The 18,352-nt window shown below is 71.0% G+C and carries 22 protein-coding genes; 15 read left to right on the top strand and 7 right to left on the bottom strand.

Annotated features, from left to right (window positions below):
* The first annotated feature begins 5 nt into the window (after positions 1-5).
* The gene (locus VGI62_RS12645) at positions 6-149 is read left to right on the top strand and encodes a hypothetical protein (RefSeq protein WP_331504851.1); all 144 of its coding nucleotides are present in this window, start codon (positions 6-8) and stop codon (positions 147-149) included.
* A gap of 6 nt (positions 150-155) precedes the next feature.
* On the opposite strand, the gene VGI62_RS12640 is transcribed toward VGI62_RS12645, so the two are convergent.
* From VGI62_RS12640 to xth, 3 genes are all read right to left on the bottom strand, one after another.
* On the bottom strand, positions 156-944 hold the full coding sequence (locus VGI62_RS12640) for a Crp/Fnr family transcriptional regulator (RefSeq protein WP_331504850.1): 789 nt from the start codon (positions 942-944) through the stop codon (positions 156-158).
* A gap of 67 nt (positions 945-1,011) precedes the next feature.
* Complete coding sequence (locus VGI62_RS12635; RefSeq protein WP_331504849.1) at positions 1,012-1,365, bottom strand: hypothetical protein; 354 nt, start codon at positions 1,363-1,365, stop codon at positions 1,012-1,014.
* Between the two features lie 41 nt (positions 1,366-1,406).
* Entirely contained in the window at positions 1,407-2,393 is a 987-nt protein-coding gene (gene xth / locus VGI62_RS12630; RefSeq protein ID WP_331504848.1) for an exodeoxyribonuclease III, read from the bottom strand.
* Here xth and VGI62_RS12625 point away from each other — a divergent pair.
* Positions 2,392-2,610: a SemiSWEET transporter gene (locus VGI62_RS12625; RefSeq protein ID WP_331504847.1), complete on the top strand. Its 219-nt coding sequence runs from the start codon at positions 2,392-2,394 to the stop codon at positions 2,608-2,610. The genes xth and VGI62_RS12625 overlap by 2 nt on opposite strands.
* 13 nt (positions 2,611-2,623) lie before the next feature.
* Here the strand turns inward: VGI62_RS12625 and VGI62_RS12620 are convergent, their stop codons facing one another.
* Together VGI62_RS12620 and ligD are read right to left on the bottom strand one after the other, a co-directional pair.
* Positions 2,624-2,971, bottom strand: coding sequence for a hypothetical protein (locus VGI62_RS12620; protein ID WP_331504846.1), 348 nt, complete (start codon positions 2,969-2,971; stop codon positions 2,624-2,626).
* Positions 2,919-5,540 carry a DNA ligase D gene (gene ligD, locus VGI62_RS12615; protein WP_331504845.1) on the bottom strand — a complete coding sequence of 874 codons (2,622 nt, stop codon included), beginning with the start codon at positions 5,538-5,540 and terminating at the stop codon, positions 2,919-2,921. Before ligD ends, VGI62_RS12620 begins: the two co-directional genes overlap by 53 nt.
* 122 nt (positions 5,541-5,662) lie before the next feature.
* Between ligD and VGI62_RS12610 the strand changes: the two genes are divergently transcribed.
* From VGI62_RS12610 to VGI62_RS12595, 4 genes are all read left to right on the top strand, one after another.
* The gene (locus VGI62_RS12610; protein WP_331504844.1) at positions 5,663-5,938 is read left to right on the top strand and encodes a DUF5961 family protein; all 276 of its coding nucleotides are present in this window, start codon (positions 5,663-5,665) and stop codon (positions 5,936-5,938) included.
* 96 nt (positions 5,939-6,034) lie between these two features.
* A complete protein-coding gene (locus tag VGI62_RS12605) occupies positions 6,035-6,940 on the top strand; it encodes an SDR family oxidoreductase (RefSeq protein ID WP_331504843.1) in 906 nt (301 codons plus the stop codon).
* 86 nt (positions 6,941-7,026) lie between these two features.
* Positions 7,027-7,878 carry a Ku protein gene (locus tag VGI62_RS12600; protein ID WP_331504842.1) on the top strand — a complete coding sequence of 284 codons (852 nt, stop codon included), beginning with the start codon at positions 7,027-7,029 and terminating at the stop codon, positions 7,876-7,878.
* A 4-nt stretch (positions 7,879-7,882) separates the two neighbouring features.
* On the top strand, positions 7,883-8,635 hold the full coding sequence (locus tag VGI62_RS12595; protein ID WP_331504841.1) for a DUF72 domain-containing protein: 753 nt from the start codon (positions 7,883-7,885) through the stop codon (positions 8,633-8,635).
* Here the strand turns inward: VGI62_RS12595 and VGI62_RS12590 are convergent.
* A complete protein-coding gene (locus tag VGI62_RS12590) occupies positions 8,632-8,952 on the bottom strand; it encodes a hypothetical protein (RefSeq protein ID WP_331504840.1) in 321 nt (106 codons plus the stop codon). The genes VGI62_RS12595 and VGI62_RS12590 overlap by 4 nt on opposite strands.
* A 489-nt stretch (positions 8,953-9,441) precedes the next feature.
* Complete coding sequence (locus VGI62_RS12585) at positions 9,442-10,479, bottom strand: PAS domain-containing protein (RefSeq protein WP_331504839.1); 1,038 nt, start codon at positions 10,477-10,479, stop codon at positions 9,442-9,444.
* Between the two features lie 248 nt (positions 10,480-10,727).
* Between VGI62_RS12585 and VGI62_RS12580 the strand changes: the two genes are divergently transcribed.
* The 9 genes from VGI62_RS12580 (at position 10,728) to VGI62_RS12540 (ending at position 18,212) form a co-directional block, all read left to right on the top strand.
* Positions 10,728-11,492 (top strand): histidine phosphatase family protein, encoded by a 765-nt coding sequence (locus VGI62_RS12580; RefSeq protein ID WP_331504838.1) that lies wholly within the window; start codon positions 10,728-10,730, stop codon positions 11,490-11,492.
* Positions 11,489-12,382, top strand: coding sequence for an NAD(P)H-hydrate dehydratase (locus VGI62_RS12575; protein WP_331504837.1), 894 nt, complete (start codon positions 11,489-11,491; stop codon positions 12,380-12,382). The genes VGI62_RS12580 and VGI62_RS12575 overlap by 4 nt, the downstream gene beginning before the upstream one ends.
* 161 nt (positions 12,383-12,543) lie before the next feature.
* The gene (locus tag VGI62_RS12570) at positions 12,544-13,050 is read left to right on the top strand and encodes a c-type cytochrome (protein ID WP_331504836.1); all 507 of its coding nucleotides are present in this window, start codon (positions 12,544-12,546) and stop codon (positions 13,048-13,050) included.
* Positions 13,047-14,066 (top strand): cytochrome c oxidase subunit II, encoded by a 1,020-nt coding sequence (locus tag VGI62_RS12565; protein ID WP_331504835.1) that lies wholly within the window; start codon positions 13,047-13,049, stop codon positions 14,064-14,066. Before VGI62_RS12570 ends, VGI62_RS12565 begins: the two co-directional genes overlap by 4 nt.
* Complete coding sequence (locus VGI62_RS12560) at positions 14,063-15,970, top strand: cbb3-type cytochrome c oxidase subunit I (protein ID WP_331504834.1); 1,908 nt, start codon at positions 14,063-14,065, stop codon at positions 15,968-15,970. Before VGI62_RS12565 ends, VGI62_RS12560 begins: the two co-directional genes overlap by 4 nt.
* Positions 15,967-16,584, top strand: a complete 618-nt coding sequence (locus VGI62_RS12555; protein WP_331504833.1) for a cytochrome c oxidase subunit 3 — start codon at positions 15,967-15,969, stop codon at positions 16,582-16,584. Before VGI62_RS12560 ends, VGI62_RS12555 begins: the two co-directional genes overlap by 4 nt.
* Positions 16,575-16,910, top strand: a complete 336-nt coding sequence (locus VGI62_RS12550) for a hypothetical protein (protein WP_331504832.1) — start codon at positions 16,575-16,577, stop codon at positions 16,908-16,910. Before VGI62_RS12555 ends, VGI62_RS12550 begins: the two co-directional genes overlap by 10 nt.
* Positions 16,898-17,803, top strand: a complete 906-nt coding sequence (locus VGI62_RS12545; RefSeq protein WP_331504831.1) for a cytochrome c oxidase assembly protein — start codon at positions 16,898-16,900, stop codon at positions 17,801-17,803. The genes VGI62_RS12550 and VGI62_RS12545 overlap by 13 nt, the downstream gene beginning before the upstream one ends.
* Positions 17,790-18,212, top strand: coding sequence for a c-type cytochrome (locus tag VGI62_RS12540; protein ID WP_331504830.1), 423 nt, complete (start codon positions 17,790-17,792; stop codon positions 18,210-18,212). The genes VGI62_RS12545 and VGI62_RS12540 overlap by 14 nt, the downstream gene beginning before the upstream one ends.
* The last annotated feature ends 140 nt before the right edge of the window (positions 18,213-18,352 follow it).

Genomic DNA, 18,352 nt, shown 5'->3' with positions numbered 1-18,352 from the left:
TCGCTGTGATCGCGCTTATCCTGCTGACCAGCGACAAGGCGCGGATGGGCGACCTCGTCAACACGCCGGCGCGCGCGGCTTATTGGGCCATCGCCGCCGTCCTGGTGGCGCTCAACGCCGGCCTGCTCGTCCTTCGGATCCCGCGCTGAGGCCCGCTAGGCGGGGTCGGGCGCAGCCTTCTCCGGCGGCGGCTTGAGGTCGTCGGGCACGGCGTCCGGGCGCAGGTGCAGGTAGTCGAGGTCGAAGTCGCCGGCCGCGCACAGCGCCGGCCAGTCGACGATCTCGACCTGCCGCCCGCGGCTGCGGATCAGCCCGTCGGCGCGCAGGCTTTTCAGGACCCGGTTGATGTGGACGTTCGAGACCCCAAGCGCATCGGCCAGCTGGGTCTGGGTGAGCGGCAGGAGGAACTGGGTCCCTTCGACCAGGTCCAGCACCTTCAGCCGGACGGCCATCTCGCAGATCAGGTGCGCCACGCGCTCGCGGGCGGTCCGCCGCCCCAGGCCGGCCATCCCGTCGCGGAAGATCGAGGCGTCCACCAGGGTGTCGCGCCAGAGCGCTGCGGCCACATTGGGCCAGGCCTCGATCAGGCGGCGCAGCGCCGGGTGCGGGATAAAGGCGGCGCGTCCTTTCGTGAGGGTGGCGAGGCCATGGTCCATCCGGTCCAGGAACAGGCTCTGCAGGTCGGGCAGGTCCCCGGGTACGTGCACCGAGAGGATTTGCCGGCGGCCCTCGCTCAGACATTTGTAGCGGCAAACGATGCCCTCGACGATGAGACAGGCGTGGTGCGGCTGGTCGCCCTGCTCGACCAGGTCCACGCGCTTCTCGAAGGGCCGGGTCTTCAGGGGCAGCGCGCAGATGGCCGCCTTTTCCTCCGCCGTCACCCTCGATTCCGTGTCGAGCTTTCGCAGCAGCCGGTAGTGTTCGTGCGAGACGACGGCGGTCACAGACGGGCTCCCGGGCCCACGGTCAAGGCGGGCATTGCGCTAGCGCCTGGCCCGCGGCCTGGTTCCCTTAGAGGTAGATGGCGTCCGCCTGCGCGGCCAGCCGCTCGCAGGTGGCGAAAATCGCGACGGCGAACGGCAGCCGTCGCCGCCTTTCGTAGGAGGGCGTGCAGGGCTCTACGCCGCCGTCGACGCGATCCGCGGCCTGAACCGGATAGCGGTGGCGGCCGGTGAAGCAGCGATCGCCGTAACCGACATAAACAACCGCCGGCGCCTCGCGGCGGCCGCGCGCGGCGGGGTAATCGTCCTGCGCCCCGGCAAGATGCGAGAACGGCGCGCCGCCGAAGCGACGCGCCGCCTTTGTCTTTTCGCCGGAGACGTCCACTTCGAGGGACGGGGAGCGTGTCCGCCTCCGGTGTTGCACGATCGCGCCCGACGCCTGAACCGGCGATGAACCATCTGGGGTCAGCCTGGGGGCGCGTCCCGCAGCACGATCCAGGTCGGGGCGTGGTCGCTGGCCTTCTCGCGACCGCGGAATGCGCGATCGACGCCGGCCGCTTCGAGACGCCCGGCCACCGCTGGACTGAGCAGCAGGTGGTCGATCCTCAGGCCCGCGTCGCGGCCGTAGGCGTTCCGGAAGTAGTCCCAGAAAGTGTAGATGCGTTCGCCCGGATGCCGCGCGCGCAGCGCATCGGTCCAACCCTGGTCGACCAGCGCCTTGTAGGCCGCGCGCACCTCCGGCCGGAACAGCGCGTCGTCCAGCCAGCGCTCCGGCTTGTAGACGTCCAACTCGGTCGGCATGACGTTGTAGTCGCCGGCCAGGACCACCGGGTGGCCGCTCTTCAGCAGGCCCGCGGCGTACCGGCTGAAGCGCTCGAACCACCTGAGCTTGAATTCGAACTTCGGCCCCGGCGCCGGATTGCCGTTCGGCAGGTAGAGACAGCCGACGATCAGGCCGTTGATCGCGGCCTCGATGTAGCGGCACTGGACGTCGTCCGGGTCGCCCGGGAGGCCCTTGCGGGTCTCCACCGGCTGGCGGCCGCGGGCGAGTATCGCCACGCCGTTCCAACTTTTCTGGCCGTGCCAGATGGCGCCGTAGCCGGCCTTCTCGATCTCGCCGCGCGGAAACTTCTCCTGGGGCGCCTTGAGCTCCTGCAGGCAGACGACATCGGGCTTCGTCTCCACCAGCCATTCCAGCAGCCGCGGCAGCCGGCCGTTGATCCCGTTCACGTTGAAGGTCGCCAGGCGCATCCCGACGATACGCGCCGCGCGCCGCGGCGTTGCACGCCGGGCGCATCGGAACGGCGCCGGGCGCAAGGCGTTGCCGAGCCGCAAGCCGCAAGCCGCAAGCCGCAAGCCGAAAGGGGGCCGCGATGCCGAACCGCCCGCGAACGCCGCGATGACCTCAGCGACCGCCACCGTCGTCGGCGTCGCCGCGGCCCTCTGTTCCATGTCAAGTTTCGTGCCGCAGGTGCTCAAGATCTGGCGCGAGCGGGACGCCGAAGCCGTCTCGCTACGCATGTACGCGGTGACGGTGACCGGATTTGCCTTGTGGATCGGGTATGGGGTCCTGCTGAAGAGCTGGCCGCTGGTCGCCTCCAACGCCGTTTGCCTGGCGCTCTCAGGCCTGATCCTCGGCCTCACCCTGCGCTTCAAGCGCAGCGGCTGAGCCGGCGGAGAACTTAGGCCGCACAGGGGGTGGTCCGGGCCATCCGGTCCGGCGCGCCGTCCGACCAGCAGATCGGCCCGCGCTCGCCGAGCGCCCGCTTCGGCGCGTCGACCGTCGCGTGCGTGTCCGCCACGGTGGCCGTGTCCCCGCGCCGGCGCGCCCGGCCCACCGCGCGGCGCGCCGTCATCAGCTGCGGAACCAGCGCGGCGCGCTCCGGCGCAGCCAGGCGCGCATCGCTGCGCCGGCAGAGCCGTCCGCGGACGACCAGGTAGCGGCCGTCCGGGGTCACCCGGACCGTGGCGCCCGCCTCAGACCTTGCCGAGTTTGCGGATCGCCGCTGCGAGCGGGCGCTCGGCTTCACAGTAGCCGTCCCAGGCGGTGAGCTTGCCCAGCAACGCCGGCGCCGTGCGGACGGTGTAGCGCGCCGGGTCCAGGCCGCGCTTAACCTGCCCCCAGGCCAGTGGGAAAGACACCGGGGCGCCCGGCCGGCCGCGCGGCGAGAGGGGCGCCACCGCGGTCGCCATCCGGTCGTTGCGAAGATAGTCGAGGAAGATGCGGCCGGTGCGTTCCTTCTTGGCCATGTTGATCAGGAACCGGTCCGGGGCGTCGGCCGCCATCACCTTGCAGACATCGCGCGCAAAGGCTTTGGCCGTCGGCCAGTCGGCGCCCTTGGCGTTGAGCGGCGTCACCACGTGCAGGCCCTTGCCGCCGGTCGTCTTGCAGAAGGCTTCCAGCCCCAGCGCCTCCAGACGCGCGCGGACCTCCTTGGCGCCGGCGATCACCGCGTCGAACGCGACGTCCGGCGCCGGGTCCAGGTCGAAGACCAGCCGGCCCGGCTGCTCCGGCTCGAAGGGTTCGCAGTTCCAGGGATGCAGCTCCACGGCGCCGACCTGCGCGGCCGCCACCAGGGCCTCCACCCGGTCGAACTGGGTGTAGGGCTTGCGGTCGCCCCACACCGTCACTTCGCTGATCAGCGCGGACTGACCCTTGCCGGTGTGCCGCTGGAAGAACTTCTGTTCGCCATCGATGCCGTCCGGCATGCGGATCATCGAGCAGGGCCGGCCGCGGACGTGCCGCAGCATCCAGGGACCTACCGCCTCGTAATACCGGGCGAGGTCGAGCTTGCTCACCGGCCGGCCGTCACCGCCGTCCGGCCACAGGGCCTTATCGGCGTGCGAGATGCTGATCCCCATGACGGGGACTGACCCGCGAGGCATGACGCCGGCGCGGAGCGTCCCCGCGCCCGGCTGCGCCACCGGCGTGGCGGCGGGCGCGGGCCGTTCGGCCTCGACCTCCTGCGCCGGCTTGTCCGAGCGCAGGCCCTTGAAGGCCGCCTGGCGCAGCCGGCCGTCGCTGGTGAAACCCTCGTATTCGATCTCGGCGACCAACTCAGGCTTTAGCCAGTGCACTTCTGCGGTCTTGCGCGGCGCGCTCTTCCCCCCGAACGGGCTTTCGTCGGTCTCCAGGGCCTTCAGACGCGGCAGCAGGCTGCCCACCTTGTCGCGGCTGAAACCGGTGCCGATCCGCCCCACGTGGGCGAGTTGTCCATCGCGGTACACGCCCGCGATCAGCGAGCGGAACGCCGAGCCGGTGGTCGTGTAGCCGCCGATCACCACCTCGTGCCCGGCGCGGCACTTGGCCTTGGTCCAGGTGTCGCCGCGGCCCGACGCATAGGGCGCGTCGAGCCGCTTGGAGACGATGCCCTCCAGGTCCATCCGGCACGCCGACTGCAGCACCGCATCCCCAGCGGTGACGAAGTGGTCTACGTAGCGCAGGTTGGCCGCCGCGCCCTCCAGGCTGGCCTCCAATCGCGCCTTACGCTCCGCAAGCGGCAGACCGCGCAGATCCTCCCGGCCCGCGAACATCCGGTCGAAGGCGAAGAACACCAGGTCACGGGTCTTGCCGCTGGAGATCGCCGCCTGCAGCGCCGCGAAATCCGGCGCGCCGCCGGCGTTCAGCGCCACCACCTCGCCGTCGACGATGCCATCGTCGAGTTTGCCGCCGGCGGCGACGATCTCCTTGAACTTGTCGGACCAGTCGAGGCCCTTTCGGGTCAGGAGGCGCGCGCGGCCACCTTCCGTGCGCAGTTGCATCCGATAGCCGTCGAACTTGATCTCGTGGGCCCAGCCGGGCCCGGAGGGCGGCTTCTCCAGCGGGCGGGTCAGCTGCGGCTCGATGAAGGCCGGCAGCGCCTTGGCGACCACCGGCTTCGGCGCCGCTTTCGCCTTGGCCGGCCTCGACGGCGCGACCGGAGGGGCGGCCTTTTCCTGCCGTCGGTTGCTCTGCCACACGGCGCCCGCCTCCGCCCCCGCCGCGGTCATGAACGGCTTGGCCTTGCGGCCTTTGCCGTTGGCGATCTCCACCATGGTGCGGCCCGAGGCCACGGAGCGGTCGGCGTCCGACGGCCCGTTGGAATCGCCGGGGACCGCGGCCTCGTCGCGGTGCTTGATCAGCATCCAGCTGGCCTTGCCGCGAGCGTCCGTCCGGGTGCGGACGATCACCCACGAGCCGTGCATCCGCTCGCCCTCCATGACGAACTTCAGCTCCCCCTTGGCCAGCGCCCGGCCGATCGCCTCGAAGCCCTTTTCCGGCGCCCAATAGCCGCGGTCCCACAGCATCACCGTGCCCCCGCCGTACTGGCCCTCGGGGATGGTCCCCTCGAAGTCGCCGTAGTCCAGCGGGTGGTCCTCCACCTCCATCGCCAGTCGGCGGACCCCCGGATCGAGCGACGGTCCCTTCGGCACCGCCCAGGAGCGGAAGGCGCCCTCGTACTCCAGGCGCAGGTCGAAGTGCAGGTGGCTCGCGGCATGCTTCTGGATCACGAACCGCAGCGCCTCGGAGGGCTTGACCTTCGCGTCCTCTCCCGACGGCTCGGCCGTGCGGGCGAAGTCGCGCATCCCCTGGTACTTGGCGAGTTTTGTCGCGGCCATGGCGGTCTCCGACTCAGGTCATGATGCGCAACGACCGACCGCGGCCACACGATCCGCACGGCGCCGTCGCCGGCGCATGAATCCTTTCCGGGCCACGGGCGTTACCACCTCAGGAGCCCCCTATGACCCAGACTGCCCAGAGCCCCGGGACCGCGAGCCCCGAGACCCCGAGCCCCGAGTTTCGCAGCTTCAGCGTCCATGCGCGTCACATCGACGCCCACCACGCCCGCGTGGTCGAGGAGGCCAGTTTCGAGGCGGCGGCGGTGGCCTATGTCGAAGACCTGCACGACCTTCCCGCCGACGATGAAATCCGCATCATCGTCCGTGAGGTCGCCAGTGGTCATGAGCATTGCTTCGTCGTCGATCTCCACACCGGCGACGCCGCGCCTTGTGCGTGACCCTAACGCGAGCCGCGGCCGGCATCCGTCGGACGGCGCGCGCCTTTGGGGAGCTAAATGCCGCCGCGGCGGTTCAGTCGGAAAATGGAGATTCCCATGTCCGACGACGCCGCGTCCCGCCTGACCATGCAGGACCCTCGCGAGCAATATCCGAAGCCGCCCTTTCCCAAGCAGCCGCAACCGGCGCCCGGCCTGGCTGCCGAGATGGATCCCCGACCGGATCATGGGGAGACCAGCTATGTCGGCCATGGCCGCCTGGCGGGTCGCAAGGCGCTGGTGACCGGGTCGGATTCCGGGATCGGACGGGCTGCGGCCATCGCGTTCGCGCGCGAAGGGGCGGACGTCGCCCTGGTCTATCTGCCGGAAGAGCAGAAGGACGCTGACGAGGTCGTGGCGCTGATCGCGGGCGCGGGCCGAACAGCGATCGCGATTCCCGGCGACATCAAGTCACCTGAGTTCTGCAAGGCGCTGGTCGCAACCGCCGTCGAGAAGCTCGGCGGGCTCGACATCCTGGTGAACAACGCCGGCAAGCAGGTCACCCAGCCGGGGATCGCCGAGATCAGCGCCGAGCAGTTCGACGCGACCATGAAGACCAATCTCTACGCCATGTTCTGGATCACCCAGGCGGCCACGCCGCACCTGAAGCCAGGCTCGGCCATCATCAACACCGCCTCGATCCAGGCCTACGACCCCTCCGCCAGCCTCCTCGACTACGCCACCACAAAGGGCGGGATCGTCGCCTTCACCAAGGCGCTCTCCAAGCAGCTGATCGAGAAGGGCGTGCGGGTGAACGCCGTCGCGCCGGGTCCGGTCTGGACGGTGCTGCAGCCTTCCGGCGGACAGACCCAGGAGAAGGTGCAGCACTTCGGCGAGCACTCGGCCTTCGGCCGCCCGGGCCAGCCGGTGGAACTCGCGCCCGTCTACGTCCTCCTGGCGTCCCAGGAGGCAAGCTTCACCACGGGCGAAGTCTACGGCGTCACCGGCGGCGAAGGCATCGGCTGAGGTCACGTTCACCGCCGATCCCCGAACGAATTGCTCGAACAGCCGTTGAGTCGGCGCGGCCAAAGAGGCCGGCTTTGGAGACGGACATGGCCTACCGCCCGACCTGGCAAGGACACTTGAAGCTCTCGCTGGTGACGTGTCCGGTCGCCCTTTACACAGCGACCAACTCCGCCGGCGACGTCCACTTCAACCTGATCAATCCGGAGACCAATAACCGGATCAAGATGATCACCACCGATCCGGACACCGGGCCGGTGGAGCGCTCCAAGCTGGTGAAGGGCTACGAGGTCTCCAAGGGCGAATACATCCTGCTGACCAACGACGAGATCAACTCGGTCAAGCTGGAAAGCACCAAGACGATCGACATCGAGCGGTTCGTCGCCGAGGACCAGATCGACCGGCTCTATTGGGACAATCCCTACTTCCTCGCGCCGGACGGCAAGCTCGCCCAGGAGGCCTTCGGCGTGATCCGCACCGCCATGGAGAAATCCGGCCAGATCGCGCTGGGCCGCGTGGTCATCGGCACCCGCGAGCGGATCCTGGCCCTGGAGCCGCGCGGCAAGGGCATCTTGGCCTACACGATCCGGACCGACGCGGAAGTGCGCAAGCCGGAGGAGATCTTCAAGGACATCGACGACGCAAAGGCCGATCCGGCGATGATCGCCATCGCCGAGAAGATCATCGAGCAGCAGGAAGGCCCCTTCGATCCCAGCCAGTTCGTCGACCGCTACGAAGAGGCGCTGAAGGCGCTGATCGCCGAGAAGCAGAAAGGCCACAAACCCGCCAAGGTGGCCGAGCCCGCCGACACCAACGTGGTGGACCTGATGTCGGCCCTGCGCGCCAGCCTGGCCGGCAAGGACAAGGAAGGCGGCAAGGGGAAGGCCAAGCCCGCGCCGCCGAAGGCCGCGGCTCGGGCCGGGACCCGCAAGGCGGGCTGAGACGATGACGGAGGGTCCGGCCACCCCGAGGATCGGGACGGCCGGCTGGTCGATCCCGCGGACCTGTGCGCCGGCGTTTTCGGCCGAGGGGACGGGCCTGTGGCGCTACGCCGCCCGCTTCGCCGCCGTCGAGATCAACACCACCTTCTATCGCAGCCCAAGGCCGCAGACCCTGGCGCGATGGGCGCAGACCACGCCGCCCGGCTTCCGATTTTCGGTCAAGGCGCCCCGGGCCCTGACCCACGAGGCCAAGCTCGTGGACTGCGAGCCTCGCCTGGCGCGGTTCCTCGCCGAGCTCGAACCCCTGGGCCGGAAGCTCGGCCCGATCCTGCTGCAGCTGCCGCCTAGTCTCGCGTTCTCGCGCCCGACCGCCGAGCGCTTCTTCGGGTTCTTGCGCGCGCAGTGGGCGGGGCCCGTCGCCTGCGAGCCGCGCCACGCCAGCTGGTTCGAGGACGCCGCCGAGCTTTGCCTGCAGTCCTTCCGGATCGCCCGCGTCGCCGCCGATCCGGTGCGGGCGCCCGGCGCGGACAGACCCGGCGGCGATCCCGGTCTCGCCTACTGGCGGCTGCACGGCGCGCCGCGACCCTACTATTCGAGCTACCCCCCGGAGGCGCTCGATCACCTCGCCGCGGCGCTGGCGCAGCGGGCTCCCGAAAGCACCTGGTGCATCTTCGACAACACCGCCAGCGGCGCGGCCGTCGCCAACGCGCTGGCGCTCTGCGAAGTGCTGCGGGCCCGCGCCGCCGATCCCGACTAATCCGTCCCACCGGCCTTTCGATAGGCCTGTCGAGCGGCCACGACCGCCGCCGTCGCCGCCTCTCGCGCGGCGACGTAGCGCGCCTGCGAGTCGGCCACGCGCCGGTCGAGCTCAACCTGGCGGCGCCGCAGATCGGCCTCTTCCCGCGTGCGCACCGCGTCCAGTTTGTGCAGCGCCTGCTCCGCCGCATCGAGGGCGGAGCGGTCGGCCGGCGGCCGCTGGGGCGCCGCGGGCGGCCGGGCCTGGTCCGGCCTGGTCTTGCGAAGTCCCGCCGGCCGGGACGCATCCGGCATATGCGGCAGGTCGCTCGGCTCCATGGCGAAGGCCCCCTTTGATCCCACGGCCCGCCGCAGCGGGACGCCGGGATGCGCCGGCGCCGCCTGCGCGGCCGCCGCGTCCTCGGTAACCCGCGCCAGCCCTCGGCGAACAAGTTCTGCCGCGTGCCCCAGGCGCGCAAGGCGGCCGCCTGGCTGGGCGCCGCCACAAGGGAATCGTGGAAGCCGAACCGAGCCTGGAAAACCTTCAGTCGGGGGTTGCGGGCCGTCGCCATGCCGAGTTGACGCAAACCGGGCGCGCCGATTTCCCGCGCTAGCCTTGTCCCGGCGGGAAACCAGATCCGCCGCACCGCATTTCCGGGCTCGCAAGCGCGCGACGTCCAGCGACGCCCCACCACGACAGCCTCCGGCTCAGCCTCGCGTGGTGGGCCCGCTGGCGCGGCCATCGCCGGGGACATGGTCCGCATGGGCAAAGGGCGGAAGGACAGCACCCAGCTCAGCGACCGGCCGACCGACCGACCAGGACTGAAGCTAATCGAGCGGAAAACGGAATTCGACGCGAAGGCCGTGCGGCGTCCACTGCCGCTCCAGCCGGCCCCGCAGCTGCGCGCGCACCACCGAGTCGATGATCCGGAAGCCCAGGCGCTCGACATGATCCGCCCGCGGCGCCGGCCCGACCTCGCGCCAGGTGAGCCGCAGGTCCGGCGGCTCACCTTCCAGGGTCCAGCCGACCTCGACCTCGCCTCCGGACTCCGACAGGGCGCCGTGCGCAACGGTGTTGGCCATCATCTCGTGGAACAGCAGCGCGAGCGGCTGCACGTCCTGCGGCGAGACCAGCACCTCAGATCCGGTCAGCCGCATCCGCCCCAGGTCGTACCCCTGGGTCTCGCTGTCGAGGATGGCGCGTAGGGAGACGGGCGCCCAGGCGCCGCCGGCGAGCAGGGTGTGGGCATTGGCGAGCGCGGCGATGCGGCCCTGCACGGCGGCGGCGTAGGCCTCCACCGTCTCCGCCTCCGTCAAGCGGGTGAAGGCCTGCACCAGGGCCAGGGCGTTCATCGCCCGATGGTCGACCTCGCGCAGGAGGCGATGCTCGGCGGCGCGCAGCGTCTCGGCGCGGCGGCGTTCCGTCACGTCCTTCTGCGAGGCGAAGAAGTACTGCACCGTCCCGGCGGCGTCGCGCACGGGGCCGACGTGCAGCTGGTTGATGAAGGTCGCGCCGTCCTTGCGGTAGTTGAGCAGTTCGATCTCCAGGGTCTCGCCCTGGGCGATCGCCTCTCCGATCCGCTGGACCGCCTCGCGGGCGGTGTCCGGCCCCTGCAGGAAACGGCAGTTGCGTCCGACGACCTCCTCGGCGGCATAGCCGGTCAGGTCGAGGAACGCCTGATTGGCGAGCACGACCGGGGTGTCGTCCGCCTGGGCGTCGCAGATCACCATCGGCATACGGGTGCTGGCCATCGCGACGAGGGCCAGCTGCTCGCGGTCCGCCAAGCCCTGCATCGTGGCGACCGGGGTCACCGGGGCGCGCAGATCGTGGGTCCTCACCGCCTTGGTCACCGTATGCCTCGCCAACCGCAGGCTCTCCGAACGTTGGCGTAGGGCCTTGGTTCAAAGGATTTTTCGGTGGCCCCGCGGCCCGGCCCGGCGCGCCGGGCAGCTCGCGGAGGAGAGCTCCGAGGACAGCATTTGAGGTGATGGGAGGCGAGGGCGACGTCGGCATCCCGCCGCGGAGCCGCCACGCCGCGTCCCCGGTCGCAGCCCTGCGGCGGCCCAGGTATCGACACCGACGAACCCCTGAGCGCCTGCCGCGTTTGCGGCCCATGCAGTCACGCTGGCCAAGCCGCCTTTGGATCGTCCGCCACGGGGAAAGCGCGGGCAATGTCGCGCGCGACCTCGCCCGCCGCACCGGTGCGGCGCGCATCGACATCGGGGCGCGCGACGTCGATGTGCCCCTCAGCCCGCTCGGCGAGACCCAGGCCGAAGCGCTGGGCGCCTGGTTCGCCCGGATGCCGGCAGATGAACGCCCGGAAGTGGCGATCGCGTCCCCCTATCGCCGCGCCCAGGGCACGGCGGCGGCGCTGGCCGCGGCAGGCGGCCTGGCGGCGGACGCCCAGCCCCTGGTGGTCGATGAGCGCCTGCGCGAGCGCGAGTTCGGCATTCTCGACCGCCTGACCTCCGCCGGCATCAAGAGCCTGTTCCCGGAGCAGGCGGAGTTGCGCCGCGCCATCGGCAAGTTCTATCACCGCCCGCCGGGGGGCGAGAGCTGGTGCGACGTAATCCTGCGGCTGCGCAGCGCGCTCGATACCATCAGCCTGCACTACGCACGCCGCCGCGTGGTGATCGTCGGCCACCAGGTGGTCGTGCTCTGCCTTCGCTACCTGCTGGAGAATCTCACCGAGGCCGAGCTGATGGCGATCGACGCGCAAGGCGACGTCGTCAACTGCGGGGTCACCGAGTACTGCTTCGACGCCCGCGAAGGTCCGGACGGCGCGCTGCGCCTGGTCCGCTACAACTTCGCCGCCCCGCTCGCCCAGGCCGGCGCCCCGGTCACCTCAGCACCCGACGCGATCGCAGGCGCCCGGTGAGCCCGACCCCGATCGCGCCAGGCGACCTGCAGCGGTTCCCGCTCCCCCGCCTGACCCACGACGGCGACAAGGAGGATCGCGGCGAGGTGCTGGTCGTCGCCGGCGGCAGCGGGGTTCCGGGCGCGGCCCTGCTCACCGGCCTCGCCGCCTTGCGGGCGGGCGCGGGCAAGTTGCAACTGGCCGCCCCGCTGGCGCTGCGCGTTCCCTTGGGCGTGGCGGCGCCCGAAGCCGCGATCGTCCCGGTTCCGGCGGATCCGCAGGGCGAGATCGCCGCCCACGCGGCCGAGGCTCTGCAGGACCGGGCCGCGCTCGCCCGCGCGGTGGTGATCGGCCCGGGGATGCTCGATGAGGCCGCCGCGGCCGCGGTCGCTTGCGGGCTCATTGCGCGGGCCGAGATGGCCGCCTTCGTGCTCGACGCCGGCGCCTTGCCCCGCCTCGCTGCACACGCGCAGATGACGCGGACCCTGGCGGGCCGGCTGGTCATCACCCCCCACGCCGGCGAGATGGCCAAGCTCTGTGGCTGCGAACGCCAGGCCATCCGGGACGACCCGCTGGCGGCCGCCCTGCGCGTCAGCCGCGAGCTGGGCGCCGTGGTGGCGTTGAAGGGCGCTGACACCTACATCGCGACCCCGCGGGGAGAGGCCTTCCTGCACGCCGGCGGCGCCGTCGGCCTGGCGACCTCCGGCTCTGGCGACGTGCTGGCGGGGATCGTTGGCGGTCTGCTGGCGCGCGGCGCGGACGCCCTGACCGCGACCTTGTGGGGAGTCTGTATCCATGGCGCCGCCGGCGGGCGCCTGACCCGCGAGGTCGGCGCGGTCGGCTTCCTGGCGCGCGAGCTGCTGGAGGTGATCGCCCCGATGATCGACGCGACGCCCGGCGCCGCCGGGTAGGCCCGGGTACGGACGGGCCCGACCGCGCTCTGGCCACTAGATCCGCGAGTTCTGTCGTCTGGAAGATGGTCCGATCGGGCAGGGCCCCGCGGGATCGGGGTTCTTCGCGGCGAATGGAAACCGAATTCGAAGATGCGCGTCTACGCAGCCTGAGGGACCCCGTGCCGAACCGCGCCGCAGGAAAACCAGACGTCCGCCTTGCCGCCGCCGGCCGCCGCGTCGCGGTCGGCCTGTTCGCCGTGCTGCTGGCGGCCTGCAGCGTGGAGAAGCGGGACGTCGGTCCATCGCCCCCCGGCTCGGCGCCGTCCGGGCCGAACGACCCGCGCGAGAAGCACTACACCACCAACTTCTACGAGATGAGCGAGGGCGGCCGGCTGTTCAGGTGGATCGGCTGCGACCGATGCCACGCCGAGGGCGCGCCCGGGTTCCGCAACCTGGCGGACGCCCAGTGGCGGCAGGGCGGCTCTGCGCCCCAGATCTATGCCTCCATCGCCCACGGCGCGCCGGGCATGCCGGGCTACGATGGCCTGCTGACGCCGCAGCAGATTTGGCAGCTCGCCGGCTATGTGCACGGCCTCCAGGAGGTGAAGCCGAACATGCGGCGGCGCAACGCCGACGCCCAGGAGGGCGAGCCGTCCGGCGCCACCTGGTCCGGGGGGCTGCGATGAGCGGGCGCGCCTCGCGCATCGCGTCGCTTTTCGCCGGGCTCTGCGCTGCGAGCCTCGCCGGCTGCGCTGGACCGCAGTCGGTGTTCAGCCCGGCCAGCGACCAGGCCCGGTGGCTGCACGGTCTGTTCGGCCTGATGCTCTGGGTCTGTGGGATCGCGTACCTGCTGGTGCTGGCGTTCCTGGCCGTGGCGCTCTGGCGCGCCCGCGGCGCCTTGGCCGAGACGCCGATCACCGAACCGCACGACGGCCGCCTGCAATGGGGGCTGAGGGCCTGGGCGGCGCTGATCGTCGCCGGCCTCCTCACCCTGGCGGTCGCCAGCTTCCTCGTCGACCGCGCCCTGGCCGGCGCCGAGCCCCGCGGAGACCCGAGCGTGCGGGTCACCGGCCAGCAGTGGTGGTGGCGGATCGAGGTGAAGGATCCGGCGAGCGGACGCTGGGTGGAGAGCGCCAACGAACTGCACCTGCCGCTCAATCAGCCGACCCCGGTCGAGGTGGTCTCCGCCGACGTCATCCATTCCTTCTGGATCCCCAACCTTAGCGGCAAGATCGACATGGTTCCCGGGCGCGTGAACCGCCTGACGATCACGCCGCGCCAGCTGGGCTGGGTGCGGGGGCAGTGCGCCGAGTTCTGCGGCCTGCAGCACGCACAGATGGCCCTGGACGTGAAGGTCGACAGCCCGGCCGACTACGCCGCCTGGGTGGCGCGCCAGGCCGCGCCGGCCGCGGCGCCGAAGGACCCGGTCGCCGCGCGCGGCCTGGCCCTGGTGCAAGACGGGACCTGCGGGCAGTGCCATGCGCTGCGAGGCACGGCGGCCGCGGCGCGCGCTGCGCCGGATCTCACCCACATCGCCGGCCGCCGCTTCCTGGCGGCCGGCGCGGCGCCCCTCACCCGGGGCAGCCTGCAGGGCTGGATCGCGCAGCCGCAGGCGCTCAAGCCCGGCGCGGAGATGCCCGCCACCGGCTTGTCGCCGCGCGACGCCGAGGCGGTCGCCCACTATCTCGAGGGCCTGACGTGACGGGCGCCGCCGACATCCACGCCGCCTCCGACGCCGAACGCTGCGCCCGGCTGGCCAAGACCTGGGGCGACGCGCCGGGCCTATGGGGGTTCCTCACCACCACCGATCACAAGAAGATCGCCGCCCGCTACATCCTGGTGGCCATGGCGCTCCTGGTGCTCGATGGCCTGCTGGCCGTCGACATGCGCCTGCAACTGGCTTTTCCGGCCGTGAAGCGATTGGGGCCTCAGGGCTTCAACGAGTCCTTCAGCCTGCACGGCTCCAGCATGCTCTTCCTGGTCTCCGTGCCGGTGATGGAGGCCATGGCCATCTGGCTGGTCCCGCTCATGCTGGGCCAGCGCAACATGGCCTTCCCCCGCCTGAACGCCTTCTCCTTCTGGATGTATCTCGGCGGGGTGCTGATGCTGTGGATTCCCCACATCGCCAACGTCACCCCAGATCTGGGCTGGTTCGAATACGCCCCGCTTTCCGGGCCGAACTATGCGCCCGGCCATCGCGCGGACGTCTGGGCCCAGATGATCACCTTCACGGAAGTCGCGGCCCTGGCGGTCTCGGTCAACACCTTCGCCACGATCATGCGGCTGCGGCCGCCCGGCATGACGCTCGCGCGCCTCCCGATCTTCCTGTGGTCGATGCTGATCTCAGCATTGATGACCATCTTCGCCCTGCCGGCGGTGATGCTGGTCACCAGCATGCTGATCACCGACCGGCTGGTGGGCACGCACTTCTTCGATCCCGCGGTGGGCGGCGACGTGCTGCTGTTCCAGCACCTGTTCTGGTTCTTCGGTCACCCGGAAGTCTATCTGATCTTCATCCCGGCGCTCGGCTTTGTCGCTTCGATCGTGGAGACCTTCTCGCGGCGCGTGGGCTTCGGCTATGTGCCGGTGGTCCTCTCGCTCGTCTCGATCGGCGTGCTCGCCTTCGGCCTGTGGGTGCACCACATGTTCGCGGTCGGCCTGCCGAAGCTTGGGAACAGCTTCTACACCGCCGCCAGCATGGCGATCGCCGTTCCAACCGGGCTGCAGATCTTCTGCTGGATCGCCACGATCTTCGGTGGCAAGCCGGTGTTCAGGACGCCCCTGCTGTGGGTGATCGGATTTATCGCCACCTTCGTCATCGGCGGCCTCTCCGGCCTGATGACCGCGTCCGCGCCGCTCGACCTGCAGCTGACCGACACCTATTTCGTGGTCGCCCACCTGCACTATGTGCTGGTCGGCGGGGCTATGTTCCCGCTCTTCGGCGCCTTCACGTTCTGGTATCCCAAGGCCACCGGCCGGGTGATGTCGGAGGCTTGGGGCAAGGTCGCCTTCTGGCTGATCCTGGGCGGCTTCAACCTCGGCTTCTTCCCGATGCACATCCTCGGGCTGATGGGCATGCCGCGACGCATCTACACCTATTCCGACGCCATGGGCTGGGGTCCCCTGAACATCGTCGTCTCCATCGGCTCGGTGATCGCGGCCGGCGGCGCCGCGGTCTTCGTGGCCAATGCCCTCTTTAGCTACTGGCGCGGCGCTAAGGCCGGCCCCGATCCCTGGGGCGGCGCCACCCTGGAGTGGGCCACGCAAAGCCCGCCACCGGCCTACAACTTCGACCACATCCCGGTGGTCGACAGCCTGACGCCGCTCTGGACCCAGACGGGCCCGCGGCCGGTGCTCGAGGGCCTGTCCCTCGACCATCGCGAGCTCCTGCTGACCTCCCCCGTCGAGGCCGAGCCCGACTACCGCCAGCACAGCCCCACGCCGTCGATCTGGCCGCTCCTGGCTGCTCTGGCGACCAGCGCCATGTTTGTCGGCAGCATCTTCAGCCCCTGGGCGCTGGTCTGGGGCGCCCTTCCCGTCGGGGCCACCATCACGGCCTGGTTCTGGCCGAAGCAACCCCGCCGTCACCTCGGAGACAAGCCATGACGGCGCCCTTCGAGATCGAGGTGGTGGGCTCGGTGGAAGGGCTGCCGAAGTCGGCCATCGGGCCGCGCAGCTTGCTCTGGTGGGGCACCTTCGGCTTCATGCTGATCGAGGGCACCGCCTTCCTGCTGGCGGCGGCGGCGTACCTCTACCTGCGCGGCCAGGCCGGCGGCTGGCCGCCGCCCGGCGACGCCCCGCCCGATCACCTCTGGGGCGCCGTCTTCACAGGGGTCGCGGTCCTCAGCCTGATCCCAAACCTGTGGACCGCGCGCATGGCCAAGCAGAAGCGTGCGTTGGAAGCGCGCTGGGGCGTGCTCGCCATGACCCTGATCGCGGTCGGCCTCATGGTCGTGCGGGGCTTCGAGTTCGCCCACCTCAATCTGCGCTGGGACCAGGACGCCTATGGCTCGGTCACCTGGCTGATGATCGTGCTGCACACCACCCACGTCGTCACCGACCTCGGCGACACCGCCGTGCTGGGCGCCTGGTTGTTCAGCCACGAGTGCGGCGACGACCAGTTCTCCGACATCAATGACAACGCCGTCTACTGGAACTTCGTCGTGCTGGCCTGGCTGCCGATCTACCTGCTGGTGTACTGGGGGCCGCGATGGCTGTGAGCCGGTCAGTCCTGCGCGTCACCCTGGCCACAGCCGCCGCGCTGTTCGGCCCCGGGGCGGCCTGGGTGCTGTTCCAACAGGGCGAAGGCGGCCTGGTCTACTTCGCCTGCGCCGCCGCCGGCCCGCCGCTCGGCGCGGCGCTCGGCTTGGCGGCCATCGCGCTGTGCGGAGCTGCGGGCGCGCTCGCCTGGCAGGTGGTTCGGAGCGACCCCGACGCCACCCGACGCTTCCTCGGGCGGATCGGGCTCGGGGCCTCGGCGATCTTCGCGCTGGCGAGCCTGGTGATGACCGCCGCGATCTGGCTGGTGCCCCCATGCGCCCGGTGACCCGCCTCGCCAGCCTGGCGCTCGCCCTATCCGTGGCCGCCCCGCCCGCTCTGGCGCATCCCGCGGGCGGCGCGGGCCAACGGTTCGGCTGGACCCTCGACCCCGTGATCGTGGCGCCCTGGCTGCTGGGCGTCGGCCTTTTCGCTTTGGGGTGGCGTCGGCTCGCGCCCCGCGCCAACCTCGGCGCGGGCCGGCTTCGCCGGCGCACGTCCCTGTTCGCCGCTGGGATGCTGCTGCTGGCCTCGGCGCTGATCAGCCCGCTGCACCAAGCCGGCGGACACTCCTTCACCGCCCACATGGCCGAGCACGAGTTGCTGATGCTGGCCGTCGCGCCGCTGCTGGTGCTAGCCGAGCCGCTGTCAGTCATGCTCTGGGCCTTCCCCGCAGGTGGCCGCCAGACGCTGGGCGCGCTCAGCCGGACCCCGGCCGTGGCCCGTCCGTGGCGCGTCTTAACCGAACCCGTCACCGCCACCCTCCTGCAGGCCGCCGCGCTCTGGCTCTGGCACGCCCCGGCCCTCTTCGACGTCGCACTCGCACATCCCGCCTGGCATATCGCCCAGCATCTTTGCTTCGTCCTGAGCGCGCTTTTCTTCTGGAGCGCGGTCCTGAAGCGGCGGCCCTGCAACCCCGGTGTCGCCGCACTCTGCTTGTTCGCGACCTCGGTGGTGTCGGGCGCGCTCGGGGCGATGATGGCCGTCGCCCAGAGCCCCTGGTATGCGGGCTACGCCCGGCTGGGGATGACGCCGCTGGGCCTGACTCCGATCGAGGACCAGCAGCTGGCTGGGCTGCTGATGTGGGTCCCCGGCGGCGTCGTGCATGCCGCCGCCGCCCTGGCGGTGGTCGCCCATGTGCTGCGGCCCGCCAAGCGCGAGGTCGCCGATGCTGTTTCCTAGGCTGCCGCCGGCCCTGGTGTTCATCGCCATCCTGTTGGGGCTCGGCTCCGTGGCCGCGGCGGTGTCGCTGGGGGTCCAGCGCATTCAGACCAACCACACCACCGTCCAGGCCGCCCAGGCCCTCACCGGCGGCCACGTGGCCTCGGGGCGCGCCCTGTTCGCGGAGAAGGGCTGCGGCGGCTGCCATTCGATCACCGGCCAAAACTTCGCCAACGGCGCCGTCGGGCCCTCGCTGGACAAGGTGGCGATCCGGGCCTTCCTGGCGGGCAAGCTGGCCAACGACCCGCAGCAGATGACGGCCTGGATCCAGCATCCGCAGGCCCTCGATCCGGGGTCCGGCATGCCGGAGATGGGGCTCACCGACGGCGAGGCGCGCGACCTTGCGGCCTATCTCTACATTCTGCGCTGAGCCCAGCCGCGCACCGACGGGGCGTTACCCCGCACGGTCGTGACCTGCGGATCCGCCGCCAACCCAAGCAGCCCCCCATCGCCATGGCCGCGGTCACCCCGCAGACCCAGCTCGCGGAAATGCACCGCCGCATGGCCGAG

The sequence above is a fragment of the Phenylobacterium sp. genome, from assembly GCF_036495085.1.
In the GTDB taxonomy this organism is placed as follows: Bacteria; Pseudomonadota; Alphaproteobacteria; order Caulobacterales; family Caulobacteraceae; genus Phenylobacterium.
This window is presented reverse-complemented; position numbering and strand designations above follow the sequence as displayed.

Excerpts from the sequence above, each read along its gene's own strand:
- VGI62_RS12625 (WP_331504847.1), top strand. The coding sequence starts at position 2,392 with ATGTCAAGTTTCGTGCCGCAGGTGCTCAAGATCTGGCGCGAGCGGGAC.
- xth (WP_331504848.1), bottom strand. The coding sequence starts at position 2,393 with ATGGAACAGAGGGCCGCGGCGACGCCGACGACGGTGGCGGTCGCTGAG.
- ligD (WP_331504845.1), bottom strand. The coding sequence starts at position 5,540 with ATGGCCGCGACAAAACTCGCCAAGTACCAGGGGATGCGCGACTTCGCC.
- VGI62_RS12610 (WP_331504844.1), top strand. The coding sequence starts at position 5,663 with ATGACCCAGACTGCCCAGAGCCCCGGGACCGCGAGCCCCGAGACCCCG.
- VGI62_RS12605 (WP_331504843.1), top strand. The coding sequence starts at position 6,035 with ATGTCCGACGACGCCGCGTCCCGCCTGACCATGCAGGACCCTCGCGAG.
- VGI62_RS12600 (WP_331504842.1), top strand. The coding sequence starts at position 7,027 with ATGGCCTACCGCCCGACCTGGCAAGGACACTTGAAGCTCTCGCTGGTG.
- VGI62_RS12595 (WP_331504841.1), top strand. The coding sequence starts at position 7,883 with ATGACGGAGGGTCCGGCCACCCCGAGGATCGGGACGGCCGGCTGGTCG.
- VGI62_RS12590 (WP_331504840.1), bottom strand. The coding sequence starts at position 8,952 with ATGGAGCCGAGCGACCTGCCGCATATGCCGGATGCGTCCCGGCCGGCG.
- VGI62_RS12580 (WP_331504838.1), top strand. The coding sequence starts at position 10,728 with ATGCAGTCACGCTGGCCAAGCCGCCTTTGGATCGTCCGCCACGGGGAA.
- VGI62_RS12565 (WP_331504835.1), top strand. The coding sequence starts at position 13,047 with ATGAGCGGGCGCGCCTCGCGCATCGCGTCGCTTTTCGCCGGGCTCTGC.
- VGI62_RS12555 (WP_331504833.1), top strand. The coding sequence starts at position 15,967 with ATGACGGCGCCCTTCGAGATCGAGGTGGTGGGCTCGGTGGAAGGGCTG.
- VGI62_RS12550 (WP_331504832.1), top strand. The coding sequence starts at position 16,575 with ATGGCTGTGAGCCGGTCAGTCCTGCGCGTCACCCTGGCCACAGCCGCC.
- VGI62_RS12545 (WP_331504831.1), top strand. The coding sequence starts at position 16,898 with ATGCGCCCGGTGACCCGCCTCGCCAGCCTGGCGCTCGCCCTATCCGTG.
- VGI62_RS12540 (WP_331504830.1), top strand. The coding sequence starts at position 17,790 with ATGCTGTTTCCTAGGCTGCCGCCGGCCCTGGTGTTCATCGCCATCCTG.